The organism is Micromonospora avicenniae (assembly GCF_900156065.1).
In the GTDB taxonomy this organism is placed as follows: Bacteria; Actinomycetota; Actinomycetes; order Mycobacteriales; family Micromonosporaceae; genus Micromonospora; species Micromonospora avicenniae.
The window spans coordinates 133,291-160,187 of the sequence record NZ_FTNF01000013.1 but is presented as its reverse complement, the minus strand read 5'-3'; the positions used below and the strand labels follow the sequence as shown (position 1 = coordinate 160,187).

General features: G+C 72.4%; 24 protein-coding genes and 1 pseudogene. 11 read left to right on the top strand and 14 right to left on the bottom strand.

All coding sequences use genetic code 11. From position 1 onward, the window contains the following. Positions 1 to 27: 27 nt before the first annotated feature. Positions 28 to 3,978: a type VII secretion protein EccCa gene (gene eccCa / locus BXA10_RS20450; RefSeq protein WP_076472147.1), complete on the top strand. Its 3,951-nt coding sequence runs from the start codon at positions 28 to 30 to the stop codon at positions 3,976 to 3,978. Between the two features lie 48 nt (positions 3,979 to 4,026). On the opposite strand, the gene BXA10_RS20445 is transcribed toward eccCa, so the two are convergent. From BXA10_RS20445 to glpK, 4 genes are all read right to left on the bottom strand, one after another. Then, positions 4,027 to 5,061, bottom strand: a complete 1,035-nt coding sequence (locus BXA10_RS20445; RefSeq protein ID WP_084753046.1) for a hypothetical protein — start codon at positions 5,059 to 5,061, stop codon at positions 4,027 to 4,029. After that, a complete protein-coding gene (locus BXA10_RS20440) occupies positions 5,058 to 6,293 on the bottom strand; it encodes a type VII secretion protein EccE (RefSeq protein ID WP_084753044.1) in 1,236 nt (411 codons plus the stop codon). Before BXA10_RS20440 ends, BXA10_RS20445 begins: the two co-directional genes overlap by 4 nt. 118 nt (positions 6,294 to 6,411) lie before the next feature. Then, a complete protein-coding gene (locus BXA10_RS20435; protein WP_076472145.1) occupies positions 6,412 to 8,088 on the bottom strand; it encodes a right-handed parallel beta-helix repeat-containing protein in 1,677 nt (558 codons plus the stop codon). A 67-nt stretch (positions 8,089 to 8,155) separates the two neighbouring features. Beyond that, a complete protein-coding gene (gene glpK / locus BXA10_RS20430) occupies positions 8,156 to 9,640 on the bottom strand; it encodes a glycerol kinase GlpK (protein WP_076472143.1) in 1,485 nt (494 codons plus the stop codon). 124 nt (positions 9,641 to 9,764) lie between these two features. Between glpK and BXA10_RS20425 the strand changes: the two genes are divergently transcribed. Beyond that, on the top strand, positions 9,765 to 10,703 hold the full coding sequence (locus BXA10_RS20425; protein WP_076472141.1) for a ribose-phosphate diphosphokinase: 939 nt from the start codon (positions 9,765 to 9,767) through the stop codon (positions 10,701 to 10,703). Between the two features lie 14 nt (positions 10,704 to 10,717). Here the strand turns inward: BXA10_RS20425 and BXA10_RS20420 are convergent, their stop codons facing one another. From BXA10_RS20420 to BXA10_RS20405, 4 genes are all read right to left on the bottom strand, one after another. After that, positions 10,718 to 11,179 (bottom strand): ATP-binding protein, encoded by a 462-nt coding sequence (locus tag BXA10_RS20420; protein ID WP_076472138.1) that lies wholly within the window; start codon positions 11,177 to 11,179, stop codon positions 10,718 to 10,720. Between the two features lie 240 nt (positions 11,180 to 11,419). Then, positions 11,420 to 11,992 carry a DUF5709 domain-containing protein gene (locus BXA10_RS20415; RefSeq protein ID WP_076472136.1) on the bottom strand — a complete coding sequence of 191 codons (573 nt, stop codon included), beginning with the start codon at positions 11,990 to 11,992 and terminating at the stop codon, positions 11,420 to 11,422. Between the two features lie 103 nt (positions 11,993 to 12,095). Next, on the bottom strand, positions 12,096 to 12,863 hold the full coding sequence (locus BXA10_RS20410; RefSeq protein WP_084753042.1) for an ATP-binding protein: 768 nt from the start codon (positions 12,861 to 12,863) through the stop codon (positions 12,096 to 12,098). After that, the gene (locus tag BXA10_RS20405; protein WP_076472133.1) at positions 12,860 to 13,861 is read right to left on the bottom strand and encodes an SDR family oxidoreductase; all 1,002 of its coding nucleotides are present in this window, start codon (positions 13,859 to 13,861) and stop codon (positions 12,860 to 12,862) included. Before BXA10_RS20405 ends, BXA10_RS20410 begins: the two co-directional genes overlap by 4 nt. A 231-nt stretch (positions 13,862 to 14,092) precedes the next feature. Between BXA10_RS20405 and BXA10_RS20400 the strand changes: the two genes are divergently transcribed. Beyond that, positions 14,093 to 15,292 carry a glycosyltransferase gene (locus BXA10_RS20400; protein ID WP_076472131.1) on the top strand — a complete coding sequence of 400 codons (1,200 nt, stop codon included), beginning with the start codon at positions 14,093 to 14,095 and terminating at the stop codon, positions 15,290 to 15,292. Here BXA10_RS20400 and BXA10_RS20395 read toward each other — a convergent pair. The 4 genes and pseudogenes from BXA10_RS20395 to aroA all read right to left on the bottom strand — a co-directional run bounded on the left by BXA10_RS20395 (position 15,250) and on the right by aroA (position 19,505). After that, a pseudogene (locus BXA10_RS20395) lies at positions 15,250 to 16,199 on the bottom strand (hypothetical protein). The gene BXA10_RS20400 and the pseudogene BXA10_RS20395 sit on opposite strands and share 43 nt — an antisense overlap. A gap of 59 nt (positions 16,200 to 16,258) precedes the next feature. Then, complete coding sequence (gene hisN / locus BXA10_RS20390) at positions 16,259 to 17,077, bottom strand: histidinol-phosphatase (RefSeq protein ID WP_076472126.1); 819 nt, start codon at positions 17,075 to 17,077, stop codon at positions 16,259 to 16,261. A 28-nt stretch (positions 17,078 to 17,105) separates the two neighbouring features. Continuing rightward, positions 17,106 to 18,083, bottom strand: coding sequence for a ribosome small subunit-dependent GTPase A (gene rsgA, locus BXA10_RS20385; RefSeq protein WP_076472124.1), 978 nt, complete (start codon positions 18,081 to 18,083; stop codon positions 17,106 to 17,108). 120 nt (positions 18,084 to 18,203) lie between these two features. After that, positions 18,204 to 19,505 (bottom strand): 3-phosphoshikimate 1-carboxyvinyltransferase, encoded by a 1,302-nt coding sequence (gene aroA, locus BXA10_RS20380; RefSeq protein WP_076472122.1) that lies wholly within the window; start codon positions 19,503 to 19,505, stop codon positions 18,204 to 18,206. Positions 19,506 to 19,597: 92 nt separating this feature from the next. Between aroA and BXA10_RS20375 the strand changes: the two genes are divergently transcribed. The 5 genes from BXA10_RS20375 to rsrA all read left to right on the top strand — a co-directional run bounded on the left by BXA10_RS20375 (position 19,598) and on the right by rsrA (position 23,219). Next, on the top strand, positions 19,598 to 20,305 hold the full coding sequence (locus BXA10_RS20375) for an SOS response-associated peptidase (protein ID WP_076472119.1): 708 nt from the start codon (positions 19,598 to 19,600) through the stop codon (positions 20,303 to 20,305). A 198-nt stretch (positions 20,306 to 20,503) separates the two neighbouring features. Further along, positions 20,504 to 20,896: a WhiB family transcriptional regulator gene (locus tag BXA10_RS20370; RefSeq protein WP_076472117.1), complete on the top strand. Its 393-nt coding sequence runs from the start codon at positions 20,504 to 20,506 to the stop codon at positions 20,894 to 20,896. Between the two features lie 158 nt (positions 20,897 to 21,054). Beyond that, positions 21,055 to 21,669 carry an alpha/beta hydrolase family protein gene (locus tag BXA10_RS20365; RefSeq protein WP_076472290.1) on the top strand — a complete coding sequence of 205 codons (615 nt, stop codon included), beginning with the start codon at positions 21,055 to 21,057 and terminating at the stop codon, positions 21,667 to 21,669. 448 nt (positions 21,670 to 22,117) lie between these two features. Continuing rightward, positions 22,118 to 22,930 (top strand): sigma-70 family RNA polymerase sigma factor, encoded by an 813-nt coding sequence (locus tag BXA10_RS20360; RefSeq protein WP_076472114.1) that lies wholly within the window; start codon positions 22,118 to 22,120, stop codon positions 22,928 to 22,930. A 1-nt stretch (position 22,931) separates the two neighbouring features. Continuing rightward, on the top strand, positions 22,932 to 23,219 hold the full coding sequence (gene rsrA / locus BXA10_RS20355; RefSeq protein WP_076472111.1) for a mycothiol system anti-sigma-R factor: 288 nt from the start codon (positions 22,932 to 22,934) through the stop codon (positions 23,217 to 23,219). 107 nt (positions 23,220 to 23,326) lie between these two features. Here rsrA and BXA10_RS32735 read toward each other — a convergent pair whose 3' ends face one another. Then, positions 23,327 to 23,401 carry a 50S ribosomal protein bL37 gene (locus BXA10_RS32735; protein ID WP_369700219.1) on the bottom strand — a complete coding sequence of 25 codons (75 nt, stop codon included), beginning with the start codon at positions 23,399 to 23,401 and terminating at the stop codon, positions 23,327 to 23,329. Positions 23,402 to 23,650: 249 nt separating this feature from the next. Here BXA10_RS32735 and BXA10_RS20350 point away from each other — a divergent pair, with 249 nt between their 5' ends. Beyond that, complete coding sequence (locus BXA10_RS20350; protein ID WP_175649259.1) at positions 23,651 to 23,872, top strand: biotin/lipoyl-binding carrier protein; 222 nt, start codon at positions 23,651 to 23,653, stop codon at positions 23,870 to 23,872. Beyond that, positions 23,872 to 24,375: a GNAT family N-acetyltransferase gene (locus BXA10_RS20345; protein ID WP_076472287.1), complete on the top strand. Its 504-nt coding sequence runs from the start codon at positions 23,872 to 23,874 to the stop codon at positions 24,373 to 24,375. The genes BXA10_RS20350 and BXA10_RS20345 overlap by 1 nt, the downstream gene beginning before the upstream one ends. A gap of 170 nt (positions 24,376 to 24,545) precedes the next feature. On the opposite strand, the gene BXA10_RS20340 is transcribed toward BXA10_RS20345, so the two are convergent. After that, positions 24,546 to 25,133: a TetR/AcrR family transcriptional regulator gene (locus BXA10_RS20340; protein WP_076472285.1), complete on the bottom strand. Its 588-nt coding sequence runs from the start codon at positions 25,131 to 25,133 to the stop codon at positions 24,546 to 24,548. Between the two features lie 116 nt (positions 25,134 to 25,249). Between BXA10_RS20340 and BXA10_RS20335 the strand changes: the two genes are divergently transcribed. Then, positions 25,250 to 26,821 (top strand): MDR family MFS transporter, encoded by a 1,572-nt coding sequence (locus tag BXA10_RS20335; RefSeq protein ID WP_076472107.1) that lies wholly within the window; start codon positions 25,250 to 25,252, stop codon positions 26,819 to 26,821. Positions 26,822 to 26,897 lie beyond the last annotated feature (76 nt).

Genomic DNA, 26,897 nt, shown 5'->3' with positions numbered 1-26,897 from the left:
GGCCAATGTGGTGGGAGGGACTGGCAGATGTCGTCGTTGGTGGTCGTCAAACGGCCGCCCCGTCGGCCGGCGCCCATGCTGCCGACCGGCGAGGTGTTGCTCGATCCCCCGCCGGAGGTGCCCCCGGCGGGTGGCCGTGGCTGGACCCGCATGCTGATGATCCTGCCCATGGCGGCGGGCGCTGCCGCGATGGGCCTGATGATGGGCATGCAGCGCGGCGGAGTGATGACCTACGTGGTCGGTGGGATGTACGGCGTCTCCATCCTCGGCATGATCGCCGTGATGGTGGTGAACCAGTCCGGCCCGGGCAAGAAGGAGATGATCGAGTCCCGGCGCCAGTACATGCGCCGACTCGCCCAGCTCCGGGCGCAGGTGCGGGCCACCATCCGCCAGCAGCGGGAGGCCCTCCACTACCGGCACCCCGACCCGGACGCCCTCTGGTCCACCGCGAGCAGCGGACGGTTGTGGGAGCGCCGCCGAGGCGACGCGGACTTCGGCGTGGTGCGGATCGCGCTCGGGCCGCAGGAGGTGGCGACGCCTCTGGTGCCGCCGCAGGCCCGACCGGTGGACGAGCTGGAGCCGCTCTGCGCGCTGGCACTGCGCCGCTTCGTCTCGACCTACTCGGTGGTGCCAGACCTGCCGGTGGCGATCGCGCTGCGCGACTTCTCGCACGTCTACCTCCGGGGCGAAGGCGACGCCGTGTCGGGCCTGGTCCGCGCGATTCTGGCGCAGATGACGTCCTTCCACGCCCCCGAGGACCTGCTCGTCGCCTTCTGCGTCGCCGAGGACCGGCGGGCCGAGTGGGAGTGGGCGAAGTGGCTCCCGCACGCGCAACACCCGGACAAGCTCGACGCCGTCGGGCCGATCAGGTTGTTCGCGCCGACGGTGGTCGCACTGGAGGCGATGCTCGTCGACGTGCTGAGCAACCGGCCCCGCTTCGACCCCGCCGTGACCCAGTCGACGCTGCCGTACGTGCTGGTGGTTATCGACGGCGGGCACGTCGGAGGCGCCGACCATCTGATGACCGAGGGTGGCCTGGCCGGGGTCACGGTCCTGGATCTCACCAGCCGTCCGCCCCGGCTGCTCGACGAGACGTCGGTGGTGCTGGATGTCGCCGAGGACGGCAGCGTCTCCGGCACCACGGCCGACGGCACCACCCGGGTCGGCCAGGCCGACGCCCTCGGCCGGGACGCGATCGAGGTGCTGTCCCGGGAACTGGCCCCGCTGCGCTTGTCCGCCGTGTCCTACCAGGAGCAGCAGGCGGTCAACGTCGACCTTGGCCTGGCCGAGCTGCTCGGCCTCGGCGACCCGTACGAGCTGGACCTCACCGAGTCCTGGGTGAACCGGCCCACGCGCAACCGGCTCCGGGTGCCGATCGGCGTCAACGAGAGCGGACGCCCGATCGAACTGGACCTCAAGGAGTCGGCCCAGGAGGGCATGGGCCCGCACGGCCTGCTGGTCGGTGCCACCGGTTCCGGCAAGAGTGAGCTGCTCCGTACGCTCGTGCTCGCGCTCGCGGTGACCCACAGCCCGGAGATCCTCAACCTGGTACTTGTCGACTTCAAGGGTGGTGCCACGTTCGCGGCGATGGACCGCCTGCCGCACACCAGCGCGGTAATCACCAACCTGTCCGAGGAACTCTTCCTGGTGGACCGGATGCTCGGTGCCATCCAGGGTGAGATCACCCGCCGGCAGGAACTGCTGCGCCGGGCCGGGAACTACGCGTCGCAGCGGGACTACGAGCGGGCCCGGGCCGCGGGCGTGCCGCTCGAGCCGTTACCGAGCCTGCTCATCGTGGTCGACGAGTTCAGCGAGCTGCTCAGCGCCCGCCCCGACTTCATCGACATGTTCGTGCAGATCGGCCGGGTCGGCCGGTCCCTCGGAATGCACCTGCTGCTCGCCTCGCAGCGGCTGGAGGAGGGGCGGCTGCGCGGGCTGGAGACGCACCTGTCGTACCGGCTCGGCCTGCGGACCTTCTCCTCGATGGAGAGCCGCGCGGTGCTCGGTGTGGCGGACGCGTACGAGCTGCCCCGCTCACCCGGGCACGGTTACCTGAAGGCGGGTACGGAGGGCCTGATCCGGTTCAAGGCCGCGTACGTCTCCGGCGCGGTACGGCACCAGAGCGGTGTTCCGACGGTAGGTGGGCGGCAGATCGACCCGGTACGCGACTACAGCACCGACTACGTGCCGGTGGTCGCCGACGAGGAGCCGGACGAGGCCGTCGAGACGCCGAACGAGGAGTTCGTCGGGGAGAGCCTGCTCGACGTCCTGGTGGAGCGGATGGAGGGGCGCGGGCCGGCGGCGCACCAGGTGTGGCTCCCCCCGCTGGACGAGCCGCCCACCCTCGACCAGCTTCTCGGTCCGATCGCGCCGATCCCGCAGCGGGGCCTCACGGTTGCCGAGGAGGCCCGGCACGGGGCCCTGCAGGGCGTCGCCGGGATCGTGGACAAGCCGCTCGAGCAGAGCCGCGACCCGTTCTGGATCGACCTGTCCGGAGCGGCCGGCAACGTGATGGTGGTGGGTGCGCAGCAGACCGGCAAGAGCAACCTGCTGCGCACGCTGGTGACCAGCCTCGCCCTCACCCACACGCCGCGCGAGGCGCAGTTCTACTGCCTCGACTTCGGTGGCGGCACGCTCGCCGCGCTGAGCGGGCTGCCGCACGTCGGTGGCGTGGCCAACAAACGTGAGGTGGACAAGGTCCGCCGGACCATCGCCGAGCTGCACGGCCTGATGCAGGCTCGGGACGCCATGTTCGCCACGGAGGGCATCGAGGGTGCGGCGGGCTACCGCCGGGCCCGCCGCGAGGGGCGGTTCCGGCAGGATCCGTTCGGGGACGTCTTCCTGGTGGTGGACGGCTGGTCGACGCTGCGGGCCGACTTCGAGGACCTGGAGCCCATGGTCACCGAGCTGACCAACCGGGGTCTCGGGTACGGCATCCACATCCTCGCGACGACGAACCGGTGGATGGACGTCCGGCCCGCGGTGCGCGACATGTTCGGCACCAAGGTGGAACTGCGGCTCGGCGAGCCGGCCGACTCGGTCATCAACCGCCGAGCCGCCGTCAACGTGCCCGAGCAGCACGGCCACGGTCTCACCCCGGACGGACTCCACTTCCTCGCCGGCCTGCCCAGGGTGGATGGCCGGCAGGAGACCGACGACCTGCCGGACGCCCTCGGCGACCTGGTGAAACTGATCCAGCAGAACTGGACGGCCGCAGGTGCCCCGCCGGTACGACTGCTCCCCGCCGAGCTGCCGTACGACTCGTTGCCCGCCGCGCAAGGCGGCGTCATTCCGGTCGGCATCGCCGAGACCAACCTTCAGCCGGTCCACCTGGACTTCACCGCTGAGCCGCACCTGCTGCTCTTCGGTGACGTCGAGTGCGGCAAGAGCACCTTCCTGCGGACGATGGCCCGCAGCATCGTGTCGGGCAACGATCCGGCGAAGGCGCGGCTCATCCTGGTGGACTTCCGGCGCAGCCTGCTGGGCGCGGTGGACAGCGAGCACCTGATCGGCTACGGCACCTCCCAGCAGGTCACCGCCGACCTGGTGAAGCAGGTCGTCACGGTGATGAAGGAACGGCTTCCCGGCCGCGAGGTGACCCAGGAGCAGCTGCGCAACCGCTCCTGGTGGAAGGGGCCGGAGCTGTACGTGCTGGTCGACGACTACGACCTGGTGGCCGGCGCCTCGGTCAACCCGCTCGGCCCGCTGCTGGAGTTCCTGCCCCAGGCACGGGACATCGGCCTGCACCTGATCCTGACCCGCCGGATCGGTGGCGCGAGCCGGGCGATGTTCGATCCGGTCATCGGCCGGATCAGGGAGCTGGCCTCGCCGGCCATCATGATGTCCGGTCCGCGCGAGGAGGGTGCGTTGTTCGGCAACATGAAGCCGCAGCGTCTTCCCGCCGGTCGGGGGTGGCTGTTCACCCGCCGGGGCGGCGCTCAGCTGGTCCAGCTGCCCTGGCTGCCGCCCACGCAGTGAACTCGGCTGGTGCCGGGCCGGCGCGACGCCGGCCCGGCCCACCAGCGGTCAGCGGCGGGGCGGCCCCAGCACCTGATGCTCCACATCGGTCTGGTGCAGCCAGAGGTGGCGGTCGCCGGCGGCACCGACCAGGGTGATCATGTCGTCTGCCATCACCTGAAGGAACCGGGCGCTGTCCCGAGGCAGCCGCAGAGCGTGCTGGGCCAGCGCGGACTCGGCTGCCGTCAGTCGTTGCAGCAGACAGAGCCCACTTTCCTTGAGTGCCCGCGCGGCGGCCGGCTCGAGCCGCCGCACGATCGTGAGGCGGGTCTGCCACGGCTGCTCCGGCAGCGCGTTGCCCAGGGCGGCCGGCGGCACGTCGTGGATCAGCAGCATCGGTCGCTGGGCGTTGGCCGGCCGGACCTCGCCCGGGGCGGTACGGATCTCCACCCGGTCGTCGGCCCGGCCCAGTGCGGCCGGGCCGAGGGCGTTCCACACTGCCGGTTCGGTGGTCACCACGGTGACCCGTGCGCCCAGGGCCAGAACGCGGAAGGCGACGAGCTGTGCCGCCCAGACTCCACCGACCAGGGTGATCCGGCTGGGCTCGGGGTGGAACATCCGGAGGGTGACCGGTACGCGCCGACGGTCGGCTCCCAGGACGAGGCCGGCAGCGTACCGGGCCGGGCTGAGCCGGGCCAGGGCGGCCGGCGAGACGGCGTGGCTGCCGATCCGCAGCCGGGGCATCCGTCCGGCGGGGCCCCGCGCGGTGCCGGGCTCGGCCATGAACGGATGGGTCGGCGGGGTGCGCGGTCGGCGTGGATCTCCGTACGGAGCGGCGAGCGGGCTGGCCACACTCCGGGCGAGCCGGTCGCCACGAGCCGTCGCAAGGGCCGTGGCTGCGGCTGTGGACGCGGTCTCGGCACCGGTCGACGGCGCCGCGACCAGTGCCGCGTTCTCGGCGGGCGCAGCCTGCGCGGGCACTTGGTGGGCGGCCGTGGACGGCGGGGCCACCGCCGCGGCGCCGCCCGGATATGCCGGGTTGCCGGGCGATCCGCCGAAGGTGGCCGGTACCCTCGCGCGTCCCTGGTCTCCGGATCGGCTCATCCCGCGCCACCTCCCGTCGGCGCCGACGCGTACACCGCCGGGCCGTGCTCGCCGTCGAGCGGGAAGAGTTCCCCGCCCGCCTTGCCCACCCCGTCGGCGACCGCGCCGGAGAGTTGGGGAAGGGCCTGCGCCGGGCCGGTCAACCGGACCAGCCCGCGCAGGTCGAAGTCCTCGTCCGCGCCCTTCGCGGTGAGGGTCAGCGACACCGTCACCATCGACGCGGGGACGGTGTCCAGCCAGCCGAACAGCGCGGCGGCCCGGTCCACCGCCGGCCACTGGCGCAGCCAGAAGCAGCGATGCGCCAGGTGGCCGTACTGCCAGGCGGACCACTCCTCGCGGACCTGCTCGGCACCGACGCGGGTCTCCGGGTTGAACCCGCAGGAACCGGCGAGGGCCGCGACCAGCGCCTCGGCGTCCAGTAGCCGGTGGACGACTCCGACCCGGCGCAGTGACTTACTCACCCGGCGGGCCAGCGCCGCCACCACGGAGGGGGCGAGGCTCAGGTCGACCGCGTAGTCCGAGAGCGCCTCGGCGAGGGAGCGGGCGTCCAGCCGGACCGCGATCCAGGTCGTCCGTTCCGCCGGTACGACCGGGGTGTCCAGACCGGCCAGCAGCCGGCGGTAGGACTCCCTGGCCGGCGTGACGGGCGTGGCCTCCGCACCGTCCGGAGGCACGGTGCTGGTGACCACCTGGAGCACCGCGCCCTGCTGGCCGGTTTCGGTGAGCGCGGTGGCCAGCAGGTTCAGCGGCAGCCCGGGCGCCGGCCCGGCGCCGGACTCCGGCGGGACGACGGCGGCCACGGCGAACCACCCGGCGTCGTCGCGGGCCACACCGACGACGCTCCCGTCGGACATCGCCACGTTCTCCACCGACAGGCTGGGGGCGAGGCGGTGCAGGACGCCGAGGCGCGGATCGGACACGACCGGCGGCCCGGCCGCCCGGCGGCGTCGGTGCTGGCGGGCCATGGCCTGGCGCTCCAGCCACCAGCGCCCCCGGGACCGGAGGAAGGTCACGGTCAGCACGAGGACCCCGAGCACGCCGACGCCGATCAGTGCCGGCGTCCCGATCAGCCCGCTGGCCAGGACGCCCAGCACGACCGCCTCGAGAACGAACAGTTGCAGTACGTGCACCTCGCCGACCCGGCCCGGGCGGCGGCGGGCTCGAAGTCGCGGGGCTTCGGCGGAGCCGTCGGGTCGTGCGTCGGGGCGTGCTGGTCGCGGTGCTCCGGTCATCTCCGGCTGCTACCTCCAGACGCATTGACTTGTGTGGTCCGCCCACGGGCTGTGCTCATCATAGGAACTCCGGTGCTTCGCCCGGGGGCCGTGCGCCACCGAACCGGGCCGATCCCCGTCATCGGGTGGCGACGAGCAGGTCGTCCAGGACCAGGGTGCGCAGGTCGTCGCGGTTCGGCATCCGGCCCAGCGCGCGCAGCCGTCCGGACTGCGCCTTCCGCATCCCCTCCAGCAGCTTGCGGGCCTCACGCGCATTGCCGAAGTTCTGATCCCGGTCGATCTGGCTGAACCACTCCAGCAGCCCGTCGGTCAGGCCGTCGAGCAGCACGTAGTCGTCGTTGCGGGCGATCCGGCCGACGATCTCGACCAGCTGCTCCGGGCTGTAGTTCTCGAACTCCAGGGTCTTGGCGAACCGGGAGGCCAGACCGGAGTTGGCGTCCAGAAAGGCCGCCATCTCGGCGGTGTAACCGGCCACGATGACGGCGACCTGGTCCCGGTGGTCCTCCATCAGCTTGACCAGCGTGTCGATCGCTTCCTGGCCGAAGTCGCCGCCGGTGCTCCCGGCGCGGGAGAGGGTGTACGCCTCGTCGATGAAGAGCACCCCGCCCAGCGCCTCGTTGAACACCGAGGAGGTCTTCTCCGCGGTGTGGCCGATGTACTGGCCGACCAGGTCGCGCCGGGCGACCTCGCGGAACAGGCCGTTCGGCAGCACGCCGAGGGCCTTGAGCAGCTGACCGTAGAGGCGGGCCACCGTCGTCTTACCGGTACCCGGAGCGCCCGTGAAGATGAGGTGGTGACTGACCGCGCCGACCGACAGGCCGGCGTTGCGCCGCCACTCGTTGACCTGGATCTCGTCGATCAGCGAGCGGACCTCCGCCTTCACCCCCTCCAGGCCGATCATCGAGTCGAGCTCGGCGAGAAGTTCGTCGACCTTCTGCTCGTCCTGCCCGGCCGAACCGCCCGAGCTGACGCCGGCCTTCGGCCGCCCCGCGGCCGGCTCGCTCTCGCGGAGCACGGTGGTCGCGCCCTCGGCGATCCGTACGCCCGGCTCGGCGGTGTGCTCGGTCCGGCAGCCCTCCACCACACCGCCGCAGCCACGCCCCACGTCGATGCCGACGCCGGGTGTGTCGTGCACCCAGCAGTCCACGATGGTGGGTCCGCTCTGCAGCGCCACCACGATGCCCGCGTCGCCGGTGGCGGACACCTCGCAGCGCTCGATGGTGGGACGGGCGGCCTGGTAGACGTACACGCCGCGGTAGCCGCTGTTCACCACCGTGCAGTTGCGCACGGTCGGGTCGGCCCCGAGCCGGATGATGAGGCCGTCCTCGGCGACGTCCCGGATCTCGCACTGTTCGATGGTGCCGCCGGCGTCGGAGATCACCATGCCGTGTTGCCCGCCGGTGACGGTCACCTCGACGGCGTCCAGCCGCGCGCCGTCGCCCACCGACACCGCCGCGGCGTAGCCCGCGGCGACCGTGCACTTCTCCATCCGGAGCCGGCCACGTGTCGCCTGGACGGCCGGGTGGTCGGCGCCCTTGACGACGAGCCCCTGGAGGGTCACCTCGCCGCCGGCGAAGCCGATCGTCGGTTGACCGGCGGCCTCGCCGTCCACCGTCACCGATCCGGCCTCGCCGGCGGCGGACAGCGTTATCCGCCGGCCATCGAGGCGTAGCGCCTCGCGGTAGACGCCGGGTTCGATCGAGACGACCGCGCCGTCCGGCGCGATCTCGAGTGCGTCCGAGATGGTCGGACAGGCGCCAGGTCGATCAGGGGAGACAGTCAGCACGCGCACGATGGCCCCGCTCGGTCGTGGAAGGGACGGACCGGAACGCCCCTGGGGCGTCCGGCTCGAAGACTACCGGTCAGTCGACCCAGTCGAGAGTGCGCTGCACGGCCTTGCGCCAGTTGCGCAGCTCGCGGTCGCGGTGCGCCGGATCCATCCGAGGCGCCCACTCGGCGTCGGAGCGCCAGTGGGCCCGCAGCGCGGCCGGATCCGGCCAGAAACCGACCGCGAGTCCAGCCGCGTACGCGGCGCCGAGGCAGGTGGTCTCGGTGATCCGGGAACGGACCACCGGGACGTCGAGCACGTCGGCGAGGAACTGCATGAGCAGGGTGTTGGCGGTCATGCCGCCGTCCACGCGCAGCCGTCGCAGGGCCACGTCCGAGTCGGCGTTCATCGCGTCGACCACCTCGCGGGTCTGCCAGGCGGTGGCCTCCAGCACCGCCCGGGCCAGGTGCCCCTTGGTGACGTAGCCGGTCAGCCCGGCGATCACCCCGCGCGCGTCGCTGCGCCAGTGCGGGGCGAAGAGCCCGGAGAAGGCCGGCACCACGTAACAGCCGCCGTTGTCCTCGACCGTGCCGGCCAACTCCTCCACCTCCGCCGCGGTGGAGATCAGGCCCAGGTTGTCCCGCAGCCACTGGACCAGTGACCCGGTCACCGCGATCGCCCCCTCCAGGGCGTACGCGGCCGGCTGCCCGTCGATCCGGTAGGCGACAGTGGTGAGCAGACCGTGTGCCGAGGCGACCGCGTTCGCACCGGTGTTCATCAGCAGGAAGCTGCCGGTGCCGTACGTGCACTTGGCCTCGCCCGGCTGGAAGCAGGTCTGTCCGAACAGTGCGGCCTGCTGGTCGCCGAGCGCACTGGCCACCGGCACCCCGGCGAGCACCCCGGTGGCCGTTCCGTAGACCTCGGCGGAGCTGCGGATCTCCGGCAGCATCGCCGCCGGTACGCCCATCGCGGCGAGCAGCTCGGGATCCCAGTCGAGAGTGGAGAGGTTCATCAGCATGGTGCGGCTCGCGTTGGTCACGTCGGTGACGTGGCGGTCGGTGAGTTTCCAGATCAGCCAACTGTCCATGGTGCCGAAGAGCACCTCGCCGGCCTCGGCGCGGGTACGCAGCCCGTCCACGTTCTCCAGCAGCCAGCGCAGCTTCGGCCCGGCGAAGTAGGTCGCCAGCGGCAGCCCGGTGCGCTCCCGGAATCGCTGCTCGCCGTACGCCTGGTCGAGCTCGCGCAGCAGCGGGGCGGTCCTGGTGTCCTGCCAGACGATCGCGTTCGCCACCGGGCGGCCGGTGACCCGGTCCCAGACGACTGTGGTCTCCCGCTGGTTGGTGATGCCGACGGCGGCTAGATCGGTCGGTTCCGTGCCGGCTTTTCGCAGGGCCTCGCGGACGACGTGCTCGACGTTCGCCCAGATCTCCTCGGCATCGTGTTCGACCCAGCCGGGGCGCGGAAGGATCTGCCGGTGCTCGCGCTGTGCCACGGAGACGATCTCCCCGGCCCGGTCGAAGACGATGCACCTCGAGGAGGTGGTGCCCTGATCGATGGCGGCGACGTACTCTCCGGTCACGGCAGCACCGTACCCGCAGCGGCGCGGTCGCGCCGACCGCCGTCAGCTCCGGTGCCACGGGTCCGACGACCCGCCACGGCCCGTCGCACCCCACGTCCCCGGCACGGCCGTACGATGTGCAGACGTGCGTGACATCGCCGTCTTCAGCGGATCCGCCCATCCGGAACTCGCCGCCGAGATCTGTGCCCAGCTGAGCGTGCCGCTGCGCCCGGCGCGGGTGTCCCGGTTCGCGAACGACTGCCTCGAGGTGCAGCTGCAGGCGAACTGCCGGGAGCGGGACGTCTTCCTGATCCAGCCGTTGGTGCCTCCGGTGCAGGAGCACCTGGTCGAGCTGCTGCTGATGATCGACGCCGCCCGGGGCGCCTCGGCCGGCCGGATCACCGTGGTGCTGCCGCACTACGCGTACGCCCGGTCGGACAAGAAGGACGCCCCGCGTATCTCGATAGGTGGTCGGCTCGTCGCCGACCTGCTCACCTCCGCCGGGGCGCACCGGGTACTGGCGATGACGCTGCACTCGCCGCAGGTGCACGGCTTCTTCAGCGTCCCCGTCGACCACCTGCACGCGTTGCGCGAGCTGGCCGGTCACTTCAAGCGCTACGACCTGACCAACACCGTGGTGGTCTCACCAGACCTGGGCAACGCCAAGCAGGCGGCGGCCTTCGCCCGGATGCTCGGCACGCCGGTCGCGGCGGGCGCGAAGCAGCGCTTCAGCGACGACAAGGTCACCATCAGCGCGGTGATCGGTGACGTGGCGGGCCGGGACGTGATCGTGCTGGACGACGAGATCGCCAAGGGCAGCACGATGATCGAGCTGATGGACCACCTGCGCGAGCTGGAGGTCGGGTCGATCAGGCTGGCGTGCACGCACGGGCTCTTCTCGGGTGACGCGCTGGCCCGGCTCAGCGAGCAGCCGGGGGTGTTGGAGATCGTCTGCACCAACACGGTGCCGATCCCGGCCGGGAAACGGGGGCCGAAGCTGAAGGTGCTGTCGGTGGCGCCGGCGCTGGCCGAGGCGATGCGGCGGATCCACAACGGCGAGTCGGTCAGCGCGCTCTTCGGTTGAGCTGCGCCGTACGCTCAGTCGGGCCGGCTGGTCGGGGTGTGCGCCGGGACGGCGGTGGTGATCCGGACGACCGTGCCGGTCTCGCCGCTGACCACTTCCATGCTGTCGCTGAGTTTGCGGGCGAGCCAGAGACCCCAGCCGCCGGCGGTGTCCGGCGCGGGGCGGCTCCGGTCGTCCAGCCGCTGGGTGCTGATGCCGAGCCCCTGATCGGCGACCTCGCAGATCAGCCTTCTGTCACGTCGCCACATCCGGAGCGAGCCGTGGCCACCGCCGTGCCGCACCGCGTTCGTGATCAGCTCGTTGACCGCGAGAGTGAAGTCGTCGAGCCGCTGGCCGCGCAGGCCCGCCTCGTGGGCACAGGACGTGACCGAGTGACGCAACTCGGTCACCCGGCCCCGGTCGAAGGCTTCGGCGATGAGAAGTGCAGGTTCGATGGGCGCAACGGTACGCGGTACGCGAGGGTCGACGTTCGTCATGGCCCGTCCCGGCAGCGGATCTCGGAGTTTTCGCGGCATTTCCACCGTACGTTAGGGTTTGCTGACGTGCATCAGCACCCGTGCGCGGTGTGACGGCCGTGGCTCCGTAGGCGGCCGGGTCTGTCGTCGCCGGGAAGTTCGTGGTGCCGCCGTGGCCCGCCGTCGCGTTCCTCCGGGTGGCCTCGGTGAGCGTCGTGGGCCCGGGCGACCGGCTGCGAGTGCCGTGTCGATCCGGGTCCGTCAGACCGAGTGCGGTGGTCGTGTCTCGTGCACGGCCAGTTCCTCGGCGGTAGCCCCGCCGCCGGCCGAGCCCGCGTCGTACGCCACGTTGTCGGTCTCCTGGTCGGCGTGCGACCCCTCGTCCGGTTCGACGATCCGGCCCACCTGCGCGTCGGCGACGGTGCCGAGCTGGCCGTGGTCGTAGAGCGAGACCGGCGACTTCGGGTCCGAGCTCGGGCCCGGATCCATCACGTCGGCGTCGAGCTGGGCCTGTGCCGCGGCCTCCTCGCTGTCCGCCTCGGCCGCGATGTCCGGGTCCACCGGACCGGCCAGCGGGTCGTCGGTGGGGCGTTCGTACTGCTCACGCTGGAGCTTGTAGTCCAGCGACTCGCCGTCGAGCTGCTCGTCGGCGGTGGTCCCGTAGTGGTCCACGGCGACGGGGGTCCGGTCGGCGGGCAACTGGGCCGGGTCCGGGCCGTCCGCCTCGCGACCGGTCAGCACGTCGTCGTTCGCGGTCGAGTCGTCGTCGGCGGTCCCCGGCAGGCCGTTCGCCTCCGGGTCGGACACGGGGGTCGGGTACTCGTCGTCGCGCATGACGGATCTCTACCCACTCGATCCGTCGATCATGCAGTTGGGCTGCCCCTCAAAGGCCGCGTAACCGGCTATAGCGCCCACCGGGAACCGCCGCGCGACGGGCTCAGGCCGAGGGTGCGAGGACGCACCAGACCAGCTTGCCGTCGGGGAGGGGAGTGCTCCCCCAACGGTCTGCGAGGGCGTCCACCAGCAGTAGACCTCGGCCGCCGATCGAGGTCGGCGAGGCCGGCCCGGCGAAGGCGGGCGGGTGCGTCGAGTGGTCGCGTACGGCCAGGTGCAGCGCGTCGCCGTCCGGGGCGACCCGCACCGTCATCGGCGTGCCGGCGTGCGCGACCACGTTGTTCACCAGTTCGGTGATCGCGATGCCACCGGCCTCGGCGAGTGCCGGCACGCCCCACCGCACGCAGCCGTCGGTGACCAGTTCCCGAGCCTGCCGGGCCGAGCCGACCGCCGGGGCGAGGTCGGCGCTGAGCACCGCCGCCATCGGCGACCGGGCCAGCGCGTCCATGGCCGCGTCCAGGTCGGGCAGGACCGGCACCCCGGCCAGGGCCGGATCCAGCCGGTCGGCCCCGGGGTCGCAGACCAGCAGCCCCGCCGCGGGCCAGTCGGCGACCTCGCGCTGCACGTCGGCGAAGACGGAACGGGTGGCCGGATCGGCGACCCGCAGGTCGGTTAGGTCCGCCACCACCGGGCCGGGACGCTGGCAGAGCCGGATGAGCAGCGCGTCGCGTACGGCGGGGACGCCGGCCGGTTCGAGCACTCCGGTGAGCCGGACCACCGCCGAGGACTCGTCGGCCGCCAGGCGCCAGGGCGCTCCGGCCGAGTCGATCGTCGTCTCGTGCCCGGCCGCCGGCCGCTCGATCCGCGTCATGAGCGGTCCGTCCGCGCTCGCCGGGTCCGGGCGGCCATCGTGCCGACGGCCGTACCCGCCGCCGCGAGGCCGAAGGCGGCGGTCATCCGGATCAGTTGCCGGCGCCGGCCGTGCCAGCCGCCGTCGCGTCGGCCGTCCGCGTCGGCCCGGAACACGTTCCCCACGGTCTCCGGCCGGACACCCGGCCCGAACTGCGTCTTGTGCGCGTACCAGCCGAGCGTGCGCTCGGCGAGCGCCGGCGCCAGCCGCCACTGGAGGCCGATCAGCCGTGCCGCGCCGCCGGCGTACACCTCGCGGCGCGGCCGGCGCAGCAGACGCACGATCGTCGTCGCCACCATCTCCGGTGGATAGACCGGCGGCGGCGGTGTCACCTCCCGCCCGCTGTGGTTGGCGACGTGCCGGAAGAACGGGGTGTCGATGCTGGCCGGCAGGACCGTGCAGATCGAGATGGCGGCCCGTCCGGTGACCCGCAGCTCCTGGCGGACCGTGTCGGCCAGGCCGCGCAGGCCGTGCTTGGTGGCGTTGTACGCCGACTGGTAGGGCATCGCCACCTCCGCCAGCACGGACGCGTTGTTGACCACCACCCCACCCCCGGCCGCGTCCAGGTGCGGCAGCGCGGCCCGGATGCCGTGCACCGCACCGAGCAGGTTGACCTCCAGCACCCGCCGGAACTCGGCCACCGGGATCTCGTCGAAGAGACCGACGGCACTCACCGCCGCGTTGTTGATCCACGCGTCGATCCGACCGAACTCCGCCGCCGCCCGGTCGGCCAACCGCTCGACCGAGGCCGCGTCGGTGACGTCGGTCGGTACGACCAGCGCCCGGCCACCGAGTTCCCGGCACCGCTCGGCGACCCGGACCAGGGCGGCCTCGCTCCGTGCCGCCAGCACCACGGCGGCCCGCTGGCGAGCCAGCGCGTACGCGGTGGCGGTGCCGATGCCGCTGGAGGCGCCAGTTATCACGACGGTGGCGGCGTCGAGGCTGCGCGTGAGTGGCATTCCCCGCCGGTACCCCCACCCGGGGCGGGTCATGCCGACGAAGGCCGCCGGATCACCACGGAAAGTGATCAACAGGACGATGACCGGGATGTTTGGTGGTCTCGTGGCGCAAGTGTCCGGGTGACTCGCCGGGCTCTTCCTGATCTGCCAGGTTTCGGCCTCTGGGGCCGTGGTTAATGGGACCCTCTGACCGGGAGGACCACCGTTGGACACATCGCATGGAGGTGACCCATGCGCGTCGGCCTCGTCTGCGCGCACGCCGGCCCGTCCAGGACGACCGACGGCCCGACCGTCGGCACCCATCAACACATCGCACGGGTCGCCGCCGAACTCGCCAAACGAGGCCATGAGGTCCGGGTCTACGAACGCCGGGAGGACCCCGCGCTGCCGGCGACCCTCGACGTCGACGGCTACCAGGTGGAGCGCGTCCCCGTCGGTCCGGCCGAACCGCTGCCCACGGCCGAACTGATCCGCCACGTGGCGGAGTTCGGCGGCTGGCTGGCCGACCGTTGGACCGGCGAACGATCGCCGGAGGTGGTGCACGGTCACTACTGGGTCGGTGGGCTGGCCGCGGCGCACGCGGTGCGCGAGACGGACATTCCGGTCGTGCAGACCTTCCACTCGCTCGGCATCGAGCAGCTGCGCCACCTCGGCCGGGCGTACGACGGCCCGGGGGAACGGATCCCCCTGGAGCGGGCGCTGACCCGGGCGGTGGACGTGGCGGTCGCCCAGTGCAACGACGAGGTCGACGAGCTGACCCGGATGGGACTGCAACGCACCGCGGTCGCGATGGTGCCGACCGGGGTGGACGTCGAACAGTTCCATCCCGACGGCGAGGCGGCCCCCCGCGACCAGCGGTCTCGGATCCTCTCCGTCGGCGGGCTCGCCCCCGGACACGGCCAGGACGACCTGATCCAGGCCATGCGGCTGGTCGGGGACGCCGAGCTGGTGATCGCCGGCGGGCCGCCGCTCGAACAGTTGGACAACCACGCCGAGGCGCGCCGGCTGCGCGAACTCGCGGAGCGCACGGGAGTGGGCGAGCAGGTACGCCTGGTGGGGGCGGTGCCGCACGACCAGATGGCCACCTGGTACCGGTCGGCGGACGTGGTGGCCTGCACCCCGCACTACTCCTCGGCCGGGCGGGTCTCGCTGGAGGCGATGGCCTGCGGTGTGCCCGTGGTCGGCTACGCGATGGGCGGGATCGCCGACGCGGTGGTCGACGAGGTGACCGGGCGGCTCGTGCCACCGGGCGACGTACGCACGCTCGGGGTGACGCTCCGGCGGCTGCTCGCGGACAATGCGGGCCGGTTCGCGTACGGTCACGCGGCAGTGGACCGGGTGCGGTGCAGCTACACCTGGGAGCGGACCGCCGCCGCGCTGGAGCGCCTCTACGAGCGGGTGATGAGCCGGCGCAAGCCGGTCGAGGCCTGAGCAGCCCCGCGGCGGCTGCGGCCGGTCGGGGTGGGCTCCGCGGCCGGTGGCCTCAGCGGGGACCCGCGACGCCGACCATGGCGGGCTCGTCGGCCCGGCCCGACGCGGGGTGGTGCTGCGGCTCGGCGTACCGGGTCAGGCCGATCACCGCCGCGAGGGTGATCAGGAAACCGGCGCCGGCCAGCCACTCCCGGCCCGGCCAGATCTTGTCGTTGAGCAGCAACAACCCGACCACCGCCGCGGGTACCGCGCCGGCCGCGTCCATCGCCGCCACCGCCGCCGTCGTGGAGCCGCGCTGCATCGCCAGGCCGAGCAGCAGTTGCCCGACGATCGAGTGCGCGACCAAGAGGTAGAGCAGCGGGTTGCGGGCGAACGCCTCGGCCGACGGTGTGGAGGCGAGCGGCCGGGCGGCCACCGCGGCGGCGGAGAACGCCAGCCCGGCCAGCGACCCGAGGGCCACCGAGCCGGGCGACCCGTGCAGCCGGACCGCGAAGAAGCCGAGGACGGCGATGAGCCCGAGCACCAGCAGCAGGCCGAGCAGGGCCCCGGGGCCGAGCTGCCGCGACGGCGCCGGGCGCGCCGCCAGCACCAGTGCGCTGATCCCGGCGAAGAGCAGCGCCAGCAGCACCACCTCGGCGACCGGTAGTCGCCATTTCAGCACCACCACGCCGAGGAGGGCGGTCACGCCGAGCCCGGCGGCCACGCTCGACTGCACCAGGAAGAGCGGCAGGTCGCGGCGGGCCAGGAAGGCCAGCAGGAACCCGCCGAGCTGACAGGTCACGCCGACCAGGTAGGTGCGGTGCCCGGCCAGTCGCAACAGCAGCCCGGGATCGAAGGTGTGGTGCACGGTCGTACGTGCCGCGGCCACCGACTGGAGCAGGTTGGCTACGCCGTACGCGACGATCATGGCGGCGAGGAAGCACCAGCCGGAGGAGACCACCTGGCGAGGATAGAGGCTGACGAGGGTCAGCGCTCGGCTGGTCGACCGAGCCGGGCGAGGATGTCGGGGTGCAGGTCGCCGTTGCTCGCCACCACGCTGTGCTCGGTGCCGGGACCACCCGCGGGGGCCGGCGCGCCCGCCAGGTCGGTGATGGCGCCGCCCGCCTCGAGCACGATCGGCACCAGCGCCGCGACGTCCCAGAGCGACAGTTCCGGCTCCACCATCACGTCCAGCGCCCCCTCGGCCAGCAGCACGTAGCCGTAGAAGTCGCCGTACGCACGGCTGCGCCAGCAGTCACGCATGAGGTCGAGCATCGCGTCCAGCCGTCCGGCGGCCTCCCACCCCGTCAACGAGGAGTAGCAGAAGCTGGCGTCGGCCAGTTTCCGCACCGCGGAGACGCGGATCGGCTCGCCGCTGTCCCGGTCCGGTCCGGCCCAGGCGCCCGCGCCGGCCGCAGCCCACCAGCGGCGTCCCAAGGCCGGGGCGGAGACCAGCCCGAGCACCGGCCGGTCCCGCTCGAGCAGGCCGATCAGGGTGCCCCAGATCGGCACGCCCCGGACGAAGTTCTTGGTGCCGTCGATCGGGTCGATCACCCAGCGCCGCTCACCCGGCCCGGCGGGCGGGGTGTCGCCGTACTCCTCGCCGAGCAACCCGTCGGCCGGGCGGTGCTCGGCCAGCAGGGCGCGGATCTCCCGTTCGACGGCGGTGTCCGCGTCGGAGACCGGCGTCAGGTCCGGCTTCGACTCGACTCGCAGGTCGAGCGCCCGGAACCGGGCGGTCGAGATGGCGTCCGCCGCGTCGGCGAGGCGGTGGGCGAGGACGAGATCGTCGGCGTACCCGGTCATGCCGGCAACCTAGCGGACCAGGTGCGGATCATCCGAGGGTGGGCGGCTCGCCGCGGGGCTCCGGTTCACCGCGCGCGTCGCCGTCGCCGGCCCGGGAGGCGAGGAGCCGGCGGTACGACGCGAGCCGGCGCGGATCGGCCTTGCCGGCGGCCACCCACGCGTCCAGCCCGCACTCCGGCGCTTCAGCCGTGTGCGGGCAGTTGGCCGGGCAGTCGACCGTCCCCTCGACCAGGTCGGGGAAGCCGTGCAGCAGGCTGTCGGCGGAGACGTGCGCCAGCCCGAAGCTGCGTACCCCCGGCGTGTCGATGATCCAGCCGTCGCCGTCCCCGCCGGGCGCCCGCGGCAGCCGCAGCGCCACGGCGCTGGTCGAGGTGTGCCGGCCGCGGCCGATCGCGCTGACCGTGCCGACCGCCCGGGCCGCCTCCGGGACCAGCCGGTTGACCAGCGTCGACTTGCCCACCCCGGAGTGCCCGACCATGACCGACACCCGCCCGGCGAGCAGCGCGCGCAGTGCGTCCAGCTCCGAATCGGGCCGGATCAGCACGTACGGCAGCTCCAGCTCGGCGTAGTAGCCGAGCACCGCCTCCGGCCCGGCCAGGTCGGCCTTGGTGAGGCAGAGCAGTGGCTCGATGTCCGCGTCGTACGCGGCCACCAGGCAGCGGTCGATGAACCCGGTGCGTGGCGGTGGGTCGGCCAGCGCGCTGACGATCACCAACTGGTCGGCGTTGGCCACCACCACCCGTTCCAGCCGTCCCTCGGCGGTGGTCTCGTCGTCGTCGGCGGTGCGCCGCAGCACGGACGACCGCTCGGCGATCCGGACGATCCGGGCAAGTGCGCCCGGCGCGCCGGAGGTGTCGCCGACCAGGGCCACCCGGTCGCCGACCACTACCGACTTGCGGCCCAGCTCGCGGGCGCGCATCGCGGTGACCATGGCCGCAACCCGCTCGGTGCCGTCGAGCACGCAGGTGTAGCGCCCCCGGTCCACGGCGACGACGAAGCCCTCCACCGCGTCGGCGTGCCGGGGACGGGTGCGGGTACGCGGGCGCGAGGACCTGCCGGGTCGGACCCGTACGTCGTCCTCGTCGTACTCCCGCCGTCTGGTCGCCAGGACCGCCCCTCCGTCGCGTCAGCTCTTGCCCGTCACCATCGCTGACCATAGTGCCGGGAATTCGGGCATGGTCTTCGAGGTACAGGCGACGTCGTCGACTTCGATGCCGGGCACGGCGAGCCCGGCCACCGCGGCGGCGTGCGCCATCCGGTGGTCGGCGTAGGTGCGGAACGTGCCGCCGCGCAGCGGGCGGGGCCGGATCTGCAGCCCGTCGTGGGACTCGGTGAGGTCGGCGCCGAGCGCGGTGAACTCCCGCGCCAGCGCGGCGATCCGGTCGGTCTCGTGACCGCGGATGTGCGCCACCCCGGTGAACCGGGACGGCGAGTCGGCCAGCATGGCCAGCGCGGTCAGCGCCGGGGTCAGCTCGCTGACGTCGGAGAGATCCGCCTCCAGACCGTGCACCGAGCCGGTGCCGCGTACGGTCAGCCCGTCGGTGGTGAGGGTCACCTCGCCGCCCATCCGCTGCAGCAGCTCCCGTAGCCGCTCGACCGGTTGGGCGCTGCTGTGCGGCCACCCCTGGAGGGTGACCTCACCGCCGGTGACCAGTGCGGCGGCGAAGAACGGCACTGCACCGGACAGGTCGGGCTCGATCTGCCAGCCACGACCGGCGATCGGCCCCGGCTCGACCACCCAGACGTCGGCGACGGTGTCGTCGACCGCGGCGCCGGCGGCGCGCAGCATCTGCACGGTCATCCGGAGGTGCGGCGCGGAGGGCACCGGCGGGCCGACGTGCCGGACCACCACCCCGCGGTCGAATCGGGGCGCGGCCAGCAGCAGGCCGGAGACCAGCTGGCTGGAGGCGGAGGCGTCGATGACGACCTCGCCGCCGGCGACCCGACCTGCGCCGAGCACGGTGAGCGGGAGGCTCCCGGGGCCTTCGACGTCGATCCGGACGCCGAGCGAGCGCAGCGCCCCGATCAGCGGGCCGAGCGGGCGGGTCCGGGCGTGCGGGTCGCCGTCGAAGGTGATCCGCCCGTCGGCCAGCCCGGCGACCGGCGGCGCGAAGCGCATCACCGTGCCGGCCAGGCCGACGTCGACGTGCGCGGGGCCGACGAGCCGGTGCGGTCGGACGAGCCAGCGCTCGTCGTCGCTGATCGACACGTGCGCGCCCATGCCGCGCAGGCCGGCGGCCATCAGTTCGGTGTCCCGCGCCCGCAGCGGCCCGGCCAGCGTCGACGGACCGCCGGCCAGCGCGCTGAGCACCAGCGCGCGGGCGGTCATCGACTTGGATCCGGGCAGGCGCAGCATGGCCGCGACCGGGTCGGAGGCGGTCGGTGCGGTCCACGGCTGCGGCGGCCGGGTCGCGGTCAGATTCCCCACGGTTACATTCTGCCGTGTCCGCCGGCCGGTGACGCGGGCCGCCCGGCAGTCGGGACAGCCGGAGGGGTGTCCGGCGGGTTAGCGTGTGCGACATGTGCGGCAGGTACGCGACGACTCGGAGCTCCGGCGAGCTGAGCGCCATCTTCGAGTCGTCCGACGACACCGCCGGCGAGGTGGGCCCGGATTACAACGTGGCGCCCACCGACCCGGTCCCGCTGGTGCGGTTGAGCCCGGAGGGGCATCGCGCCCTCTGCGTGGGCCGCTGGGGCTTTCTGCCGCACTGGTCCCGCGACGCCGCCGGGGCCGCACGGATGATCAACGCCCGTGCGGAGACGGTGGCGACCAGCCGGGCGTACGCCGGCGCCTTCGCCCGGCGCCGCTGCCTGGTGCCGGCCGACGGGTGGTACGAGTGGGTGCGCTCGCCCGAGGGCCGGCAGGCCTACTACATGACTCCGGCGGACGGCTCGGTGCTGGCCTTCGCCGGCATCTGGTCGACCTGGGGTGCCGGTGACGGGGAGCGGCTCACGTTCAGCATGCTCACCACCGCCGCGCTCGGCGAGCTGGCCGAGGTGCACGACCGGATGCCGCTGCTGCTGCCGCGGGAGCGCTGGGCGTCGTGGCTGGCCTCCGCGGAGGATCCGACCGAGCTGCTCGCCCCACCGCAGCCCGAGTGGCTCGCCGGGCTGGAGATCCGTCCGGTCGGCCCCGCGGTGGGCGACGTACGCAACGACGGCCCGCAGTTGACCGCGCGGGTGCCGCTCGCCCGCGGCGTCGACGTGGCGGAGCCGACCCTGTTCTGATAGCGGCTCGCGCATTGTCGCGTACCGATTTGCCGGTATTCCGGGCGAAACGTCTCCCGGCCGTTCAGCCATCTTCCCGATAGCCCCTTGTGACCCCCTCCACAAGTGCGGTAGAACACAGCGCCGGTGGTGAGTGTCGATCCGCAGGGGGCGGACGACACCCATCGATCTTGCCGGTCCCACGGGGGAGGTGGGTGGATGACCCGGGCGCGTATGCCCCGCCCGCACGAGGTTGCTGCCGCACGACGAGATCCGCGTCTGCTCCGCGCGCTGCGCGAACGACGTGAGGACGAGGCGTGGCGGACCAGAGGTGCCTGCCAGACTGTCGATCCGGAGACGTTCTTTCCCGCGCCGAACGAGCCCGCCGACGCGGCGGTCGCGCTCTGCCGCAGCTGCGAGGTACAGGGTTCGTGCCTCGCCTGGGCGCTCGAGGTGGGCGACTGCCACGGCGTGTGGGGCGGGACGACGCCCCGGGAACGCCGAGCCATGCTGGTCGCCTGGCGTGGCGAGGTCCAACCGGATCCGGATGCCGCCGAGGAGGCCGGGCCGCCGGTCCGCGACCGCCTGCTCACCCTCGTCCCGCTCAGCTGAGCCGCCGGGTAGGCCTCTCGCCGTGATCGGATCGGGCACCCCGCCGTCGAGGTGACCGCGCGCAGACCTCCGGGCCCCCGGTGAAGTCGAACCGAATCGTCGGCTCCGTCCGGTCGGGTCCGGGCGTCACACCGGTCGCCGGGGACGAGAATGGGCCAGTGACACAGCACGACGAGATCACCACCCCCCGCGGGCCGGCCCGGGTCGACACCGACCTGCCCGCAGGGCCCGTCGCGTCCCTGCTCGTACTCGGGCACGGCGCGGGTGGCGACGTCGACGCCCCGGACCTGCTCGCGGTACGGGACGAGGCGGTGGCCGCCGGCGTGACGGTGGTCCGGGTGACCCAGCCGTACCGGGTGGCCGGTCGGCGCGCGCCCGCGCCCGCCGGGCACCTCGACGAGGCCTGGACGGCGGTGCTCGCCGTACTGCGGGAGCGGCACCAGGGCGTGCCCGTGCTCGTCGGCGGGCGGTCCAGTGGTGCCCGGGTGGCCTGCCGGACGGCCGGTACGGTCGGCGCGGCCGGGATCGTGGCCCTGGCCTTTCCACTGCACCCACCGGGTCGGCCGGAGCGGTCCCGGGCGGCGGAGCTGCTGACCGGCCTGCCAACCTTGGTGGTCAACGGCGACCGGGACCCGTTCGGCGTGCCCGAGGCGAGCCCGGGGGTGACCGTGGTGACGCGCTCCGGCGAGGTGCACGACCTGCGGAAGGACCCGTCCGGCGTGGCCGCCGTGGTGCGGGACTGGCTGCGCGGGCAGGGTTGGGCGAACAACTGACGGGGCGCCGCCGGGGCGGCGTCGCCCGGGAGAGCCCGCGGCCACGACGGGATGTCGGCCGCCTGCCGGCACCGCGGATCAGTGGGGTCGGACCGGCTGTCCGGCCACCCGGGGCGGGGCGCGAAGACGGTGCGGTGTCCGGAAGGAGCCGTTTCCGGCGGTGGAGGAGGGTCGTTGCATCGGATGGTGCCGACGCCCGGTTCGGGCGGCGGAACCATCCTCCCAGGCCCTTCCTGGTCCCAGCGCCGGTCGCGCCGACGCCGGGACCAGGAAAGGGGGGCGGGCGGCGAACGATCACCGGCTCGACCTCAACGGGTCGCGGTGCCGACCCGCCGGGACAGCCGGATTCCGCTGGACCCGAGTCGATCAGCCGAGACTCTCGGAATGCCCCACCGCACACCCGCGTTACTACCCCCGGGACGACTTTTCTTCGCGGAGGGGGGACCGGGTGCCGATCGAGACACGGAGCCGGGAGCGGGACGACCGGGACGTGCGGCAGCTACGGCAGTTGCTCGCCGGACCCGAGTGGCCCGTCACATCGGGCGCAACGGCAGTGGTGAGCACGAGCACACCGGCCCGAAGTGAATCTGCGGGCAGGTCCGTACGCGTATCCTCGGCGGGAAAGCATCCGACGCGAGGGGATGTGCGGTTGACCACCGAGAAGACGGACGAGCGCAGGGCCCGCTTCGAGCGGGACGCGATGCCATTCGTCGATCAGCTCTACGCTGCTGGGTTGCGGATGACGCGTAACCCGGCGGATGCCGAGGATCTGGTCCAGGAGACCTACCTGAAGGCGTACGCCGCCTTCCACCAGTTCGAGCAGGGCACAAACCTCAAGGCTTGGCTCTACCGGATCCTGACGAACACCTACATCAACTCCTACCGGCGGCGGCAGCGCCAGCCGGTGCAGGCGCCGACCGATGAGATCACCGACTGGCAGCTTGCCGAGGCCGAGTCGCACACCTCCAGTGGGTTGCGTTCGGCGGAGACGGAGGCGCTGGACCGGCTGCCGGACAGCGACGTCAAGGAGGCCCTCCAGCAGTTGCCGGAGGAGTTCCGCCTGGCCGTCTACCTGACCGATGTCGAGGGCTTCTCCTACAAGGAGGTCGCCGACATCATGGGTACGCCGATCGGCACGGTGATGTCGCGCCTGCACCGCGGTCGGCGTAATCTGCGCAAGCTGTTGGAGCAGTACGCCAAGGAGCGCGGCTTCACCGCCGCCACCAAGGGCTCGACCGCTCCCGCCGGCCGGGAGGTGTGACGTGAGCTGTGGAGAGCCGCACGAAACGGACTGCCGTGAGGTCCTCGCGGAGGTGTACCTCTACCTGGACCTCGAGTGCGCCGATGAGCGGCGCACGCTGATCCGGCACCATCTCGACGAATGCGGGCACTGCCTGCAGGAGTACGGCATCGAGCAGGAGGTCAAGGCGCTGGTGGCCCGTTGCTGCGGCAACGAGACCGCGCCGGAGCAGCTGCGCGAGCGGCTCCGCCTCAAGCTCACCGAGCTGGTCGTCTTCGAGAGCAGCGAGTCACGCGAACTGGCCGACTGAGAACCGATACGCACGGTGGCCCGGGTCGAGAATCGACCCGGGCCACCGGCGTCCCGGCCGGGGCCGGGTCAGCTGACTGGTCGTCGGCGGGGTCACCCGCCGCGAGGTCAGGAGTTGGGGCGCTTGCCGTGGTTGGCGCCGCTCTTCTTACGGGCCTTCTTCTTACGGGCCTTCTTCGCCATGGTGCCTCCTTGTGATGGTCGGATCCGGCTTGACGACCTCGGCGCCGGTGCAGTCACCGGCCGCCCGGCACCGGGTCCGACCCGCTGATGCTAGTGCGGCCCACGTCGGCCACGCCGCGCCGGGGCGTCGGCCACCCGGTGAGTCCGTGGTGACCGTCCGCGTGGCGGTGCCTACCCGGCCGCTCGGCGCTCACGCCCGCGCGGCCGCATGATTGGATACGTCGTCAGGCAACCGCGAGAGGGAGGGCCCTGGAGATGGCCGAGGAGATCCGCGCCGAGATGGTGGCGAACGTCTGGAAGGTCGTCGCGACGCAGGGCGACTCGGTGTCGGAGGGGGACACCCTGGTGATCCTCGAGTCGATGAAGATGGAGATCCCCGTCGTCGCCGAGTCCGACGGGATCCTGCAGCAGCTCGCCGTGAACGAGGGAGACGTGGTGCAGGACGGCGACCTGATCGCCGTGATCGCTTGATCGGGCTGCACGTCCGGCCGGCCACGCCTGCCGATTTCCCCGCGATCGCCCGGCTGACGGTGGCCGCCTACGAGGCGGACGGGCAGCTCAAGGGGGAGAACGGCTACGGCGTGGTGCTGGCGGACGTACCGACCCGGGCGGAGAACGGCACGGTGCTGGTCGCCGAGGACGCGGCCGGCCGGGTGCTCGGCTCGGTCACCTTCGTGCTGCCCGGCACCCGGTACGCCGAACTCGCCGATCCCGGCGAGGCGGAGTTCCGGATGCTGGCCGTCGACCCCGCGGCGCAGGGGCTCGGGGCCGGAGTCGCGTTGGCCCGGGCGTGCATCGACCGTGCCGGTGAACTCGGCTGCTCGGCCGTGGTGATCTGCGTCCGCGACGGGATGGCCGACAAGGCGCAGCGTCTCTACGAGCGGCTCGGCTTCGCCCGCACGCCGGAGAAGGACTGGTCGCCGTTGCCCGGGGTGAAGCTGCTGGCCCTTCGCCTCGAGCTGTCCCAGCCCTGACGCGCCGGCCTTGAGCCGTCCGGCGTTGAGCTGCCTGGCGTTGAGGTGACCGGCCCTGAGGTGACCGGTCGAGGCTCGACCGGGCGAGGCCCGAGCCGGTGGAGCTTGAGCCGGACCGTGCGGGTGGGCACCGGGTCGCCGGGTTCGCGCGCCCGCCGGCCCCTTGTCGGCTAGACCTCGCCGTCCGCGCGGTCCGGCTGGCCGATCCGGTCGAGCAGCTCGTCGGCCACCTCGAGGGCGATCTTCCGGCGTTCGGCGTCCGTGATGTGTGGCGTCCGTACGGCGAACCAGCTGCTGTGCACGGCGAAGAGTGAGAGCGCGGCGCGCAGCTGCGCCGCCGGAGAGTCGTCACCGTGGCAGAGGGCGCTGGCCAGCTGCATCATCCGGCCGCGCATCTGCTGCCCGGCCACCAGGCTCTTGAGCACCGTCTGGTTCTGCTCGAAGAAGCGCATCACCGAGGGGTGGTCGCCGGTGAACATCGCGTCGGCGTACCGCGCGATCAGCTCACGCCGCGTCTCCCGGTTGGTCGGCTGAGTCTCGGCCCAGGTGACGATGGCGTCGATCTGCTGCAGCCGGTCCTCGACGAAGCTGCTGACGATCTCGTCCTTGCTCTTGAAGTGGTAGTAGAGCGCGGCCTTCGTCACATTCAGCCGCTCGGCGATCTCCCGTAGCGAGGTCTTCTCGTACCCCTGCTCGGTGAAGAGTTCCAGGGCCACGGCCTTGATCCGGTCCCGCGTGCCGCCCGTGCTCTCTCGCACCTTCACCCACCCAACTCGCTTGACCCCGGTCCGTCGTTAACTTACCGTGCGGCTAGTAAGGGAACTAGCCGGCCGGCAAGTAAATAGGCCGTACCGCCTTCCGGGGGAGCTTACCGATGACTCAACCAGCCCAGGCTGCCGTGCGACCCAACGTACGGGTCGTCCTCTTCGGCCTGATGATCGCGATGATGCTCGCGATGCTCGACAACATGATCGTCAGCACCGCGTTGCCGCGGATCGTCGGCGAGTTCGGCGGCTTGGACCACTTCACCTGGGTGGTCACCGCGTACGTCCTGGGCACCACGGTCTCCACGCCCATCTGGGGCAAGCTGGGCGACCTCTATGGACGCAAGTCCGTCTTCCTGACCTCGGTCGCCATCTTCCTCGTCGGGTCGGCGCTCTGCGGCATGTCCGGCTCCGGCTTCCTGGGCGGCCCGGGCGACGGCATGGTCCAATTGATCGCCTTCCGGGCGGTGCAGGGCCTCGGCGCGGGTGGCCTGATGGTCGGTGTGATGGCGATCATCGGTGACCTCGTCCCGCCGCGTGAGCGGGGCCGCTACCAGGGCATGATCGCCGGCATCATGGCCATCGCCATGGTGGCCGGCCCGCTGGTGGGTGGCTTCATCACCGACCACCTCTCGTGGCGCTGGGCCTTCTACGTCAACCTGCCACTCGGCGGCATCGCGCTCGCGTTGCTGATCACGACCATGCACCTGCCCAAGTACCGCACCGAGCACCGGATCGACTGGCTGGGCGCGGCGCTGCTCTCCGTCGGCATCACCGCGATCGTGCTGGTCACGACCTGGGGCGGCAACGAGTACGCCTGGTTCTCCGGGCAGATCCTCGGTCTGGCCGCGCTCGCCCTGGTGGCGCTGGTCGCCTTCGGATTCGTCGAACGGCGGGCGCCCGAGCCGATCCTGCCGTTGGGGCTCTTCGCCAACCGGAACTTCGCGCTGATCTCGGTGATCGGTTTCCTGCTCGGCTTCGCGATGTTCGGCGCCATGAACTTCCTGCCGCTCTACCAGCAGACGGTGCAGGGCGCCTCGGCCACCAACAGCGGCCTGCTGCTGCTCCCGCTCATGTTCGGCATGCTGGTGGTCTCGCTCGCCATCGGCCGGGCGATCACCCGGACCGGGCGCTACCGCGCGTACCCGATCATCGGCGGCGTCGTGATGACCGCGGGCATGGGCCTGCTGACCATGCTGGACGTGGGCACCAGCAAGGTCGAGTCCTCGCTGTTCATGATCGTGCTCGGCGTCGGCATGGGCTTCCTCATGCAGACCTCGATGCTCATCGCGCAGAACAGCGTGGCGCAGAAGGACCTGGGCGCGACGAGCGGCGCCGCCACCTTCTTCCGGTCGATCGGCGGATCGTTCGGCATCTCGCTGTTCGGCGCCATCTTCGCCAACCGACTCGCCGGTTCGGCCGCGGGGGGCGCGTTCAGCGGCGGCGGCGAGAGCGGCGGACGGATGGACCTCGAGCAGTTGAAGGAGCTGCCCGCCCAGGCGCGTGAGTTGGTGCTCGCCGGCCTCGCGGACGCCATCTCGCACGTGTTCTGGTGGGCGGTGCTCTTCACCGTCGCCGTGCCGGTGCTCGCCTGGTTCATCAAGGAGATCCCGCTGCGGACGGCCAACGAGCAGCCGGCGCAGGCCACCGGTGCGGAGACCGAGCCAGCCTCCGTCGCCTGAGCCACACCCTCCCGGTGATCATGAAGCTGTTGCCGCGCCGGGGCGAGCGGCAACGACTTCATGATCAACCCTCTGG

Excerpts from the sequence above, each read along its gene's own strand:
- eccCa (WP_076472147.1), top strand. The coding sequence starts at position 28 with ATGTCGTCGTTGGTGGTCGTCAAACGGCCGCCCCGTCGGCCGGCGCCC.
- BXA10_RS20445 (WP_084753046.1), bottom strand. The coding sequence starts at position 5,061 with ATGAGCCGATCCGGAGACCAGGGACGCGCGAGGGTACCGGCCACCTTC.
- BXA10_RS20440 (WP_084753044.1), bottom strand. The coding sequence starts at position 6,293 with ATGACCGGAGCACCGCGACCAGCACGCCCCGACGCACGACCCGACGGC.
- BXA10_RS20420 (WP_076472138.1), bottom strand. The coding sequence starts at position 11,179 with ATGACGAACGTCGACCCTCGCGTACCGCGTACCGTTGCGCCCATCGAA.
- BXA10_RS20415 (WP_076472136.1), bottom strand. The coding sequence starts at position 11,992 with ATGCGCGACGACGAGTACCCGACCCCCGTGTCCGACCCGGAGGCGAAC.
- BXA10_RS20410 (WP_084753042.1), bottom strand. The coding sequence starts at position 12,863 with ATGACGCGGATCGAGCGGCCGGCGGCCGGGCACGAGACGACGATCGAC.
- BXA10_RS20405 (WP_076472133.1), bottom strand. The coding sequence starts at position 13,861 with ATGCCACTCACGCGCAGCCTCGACGCCGCCACCGTCGTGATAACTGGC.
- BXA10_RS20400 (WP_076472131.1), top strand. The coding sequence starts at position 14,093 with ATGCGCGTCGGCCTCGTCTGCGCGCACGCCGGCCCGTCCAGGACGACC.
- hisN (WP_076472126.1), bottom strand. The coding sequence starts at position 17,077 with ATGACCGGGTACGCCGACGATCTCGTCCTCGCCCACCGCCTCGCCGAC.
- BXA10_RS20375 (WP_076472119.1), top strand. The coding sequence starts at position 19,598 with ATGTGCGGCAGGTACGCGACGACTCGGAGCTCCGGCGAGCTGAGCGCC.
- BXA10_RS20370 (WP_076472117.1), top strand. The coding sequence starts at position 20,504 with ATGACCCGGGCGCGTATGCCCCGCCCGCACGAGGTTGCTGCCGCACGA.
- BXA10_RS20335 (WP_076472107.1), top strand. The coding sequence starts at position 25,250 with ATGACTCAACCAGCCCAGGCTGCCGTGCGACCCAACGTACGGGTCGTC.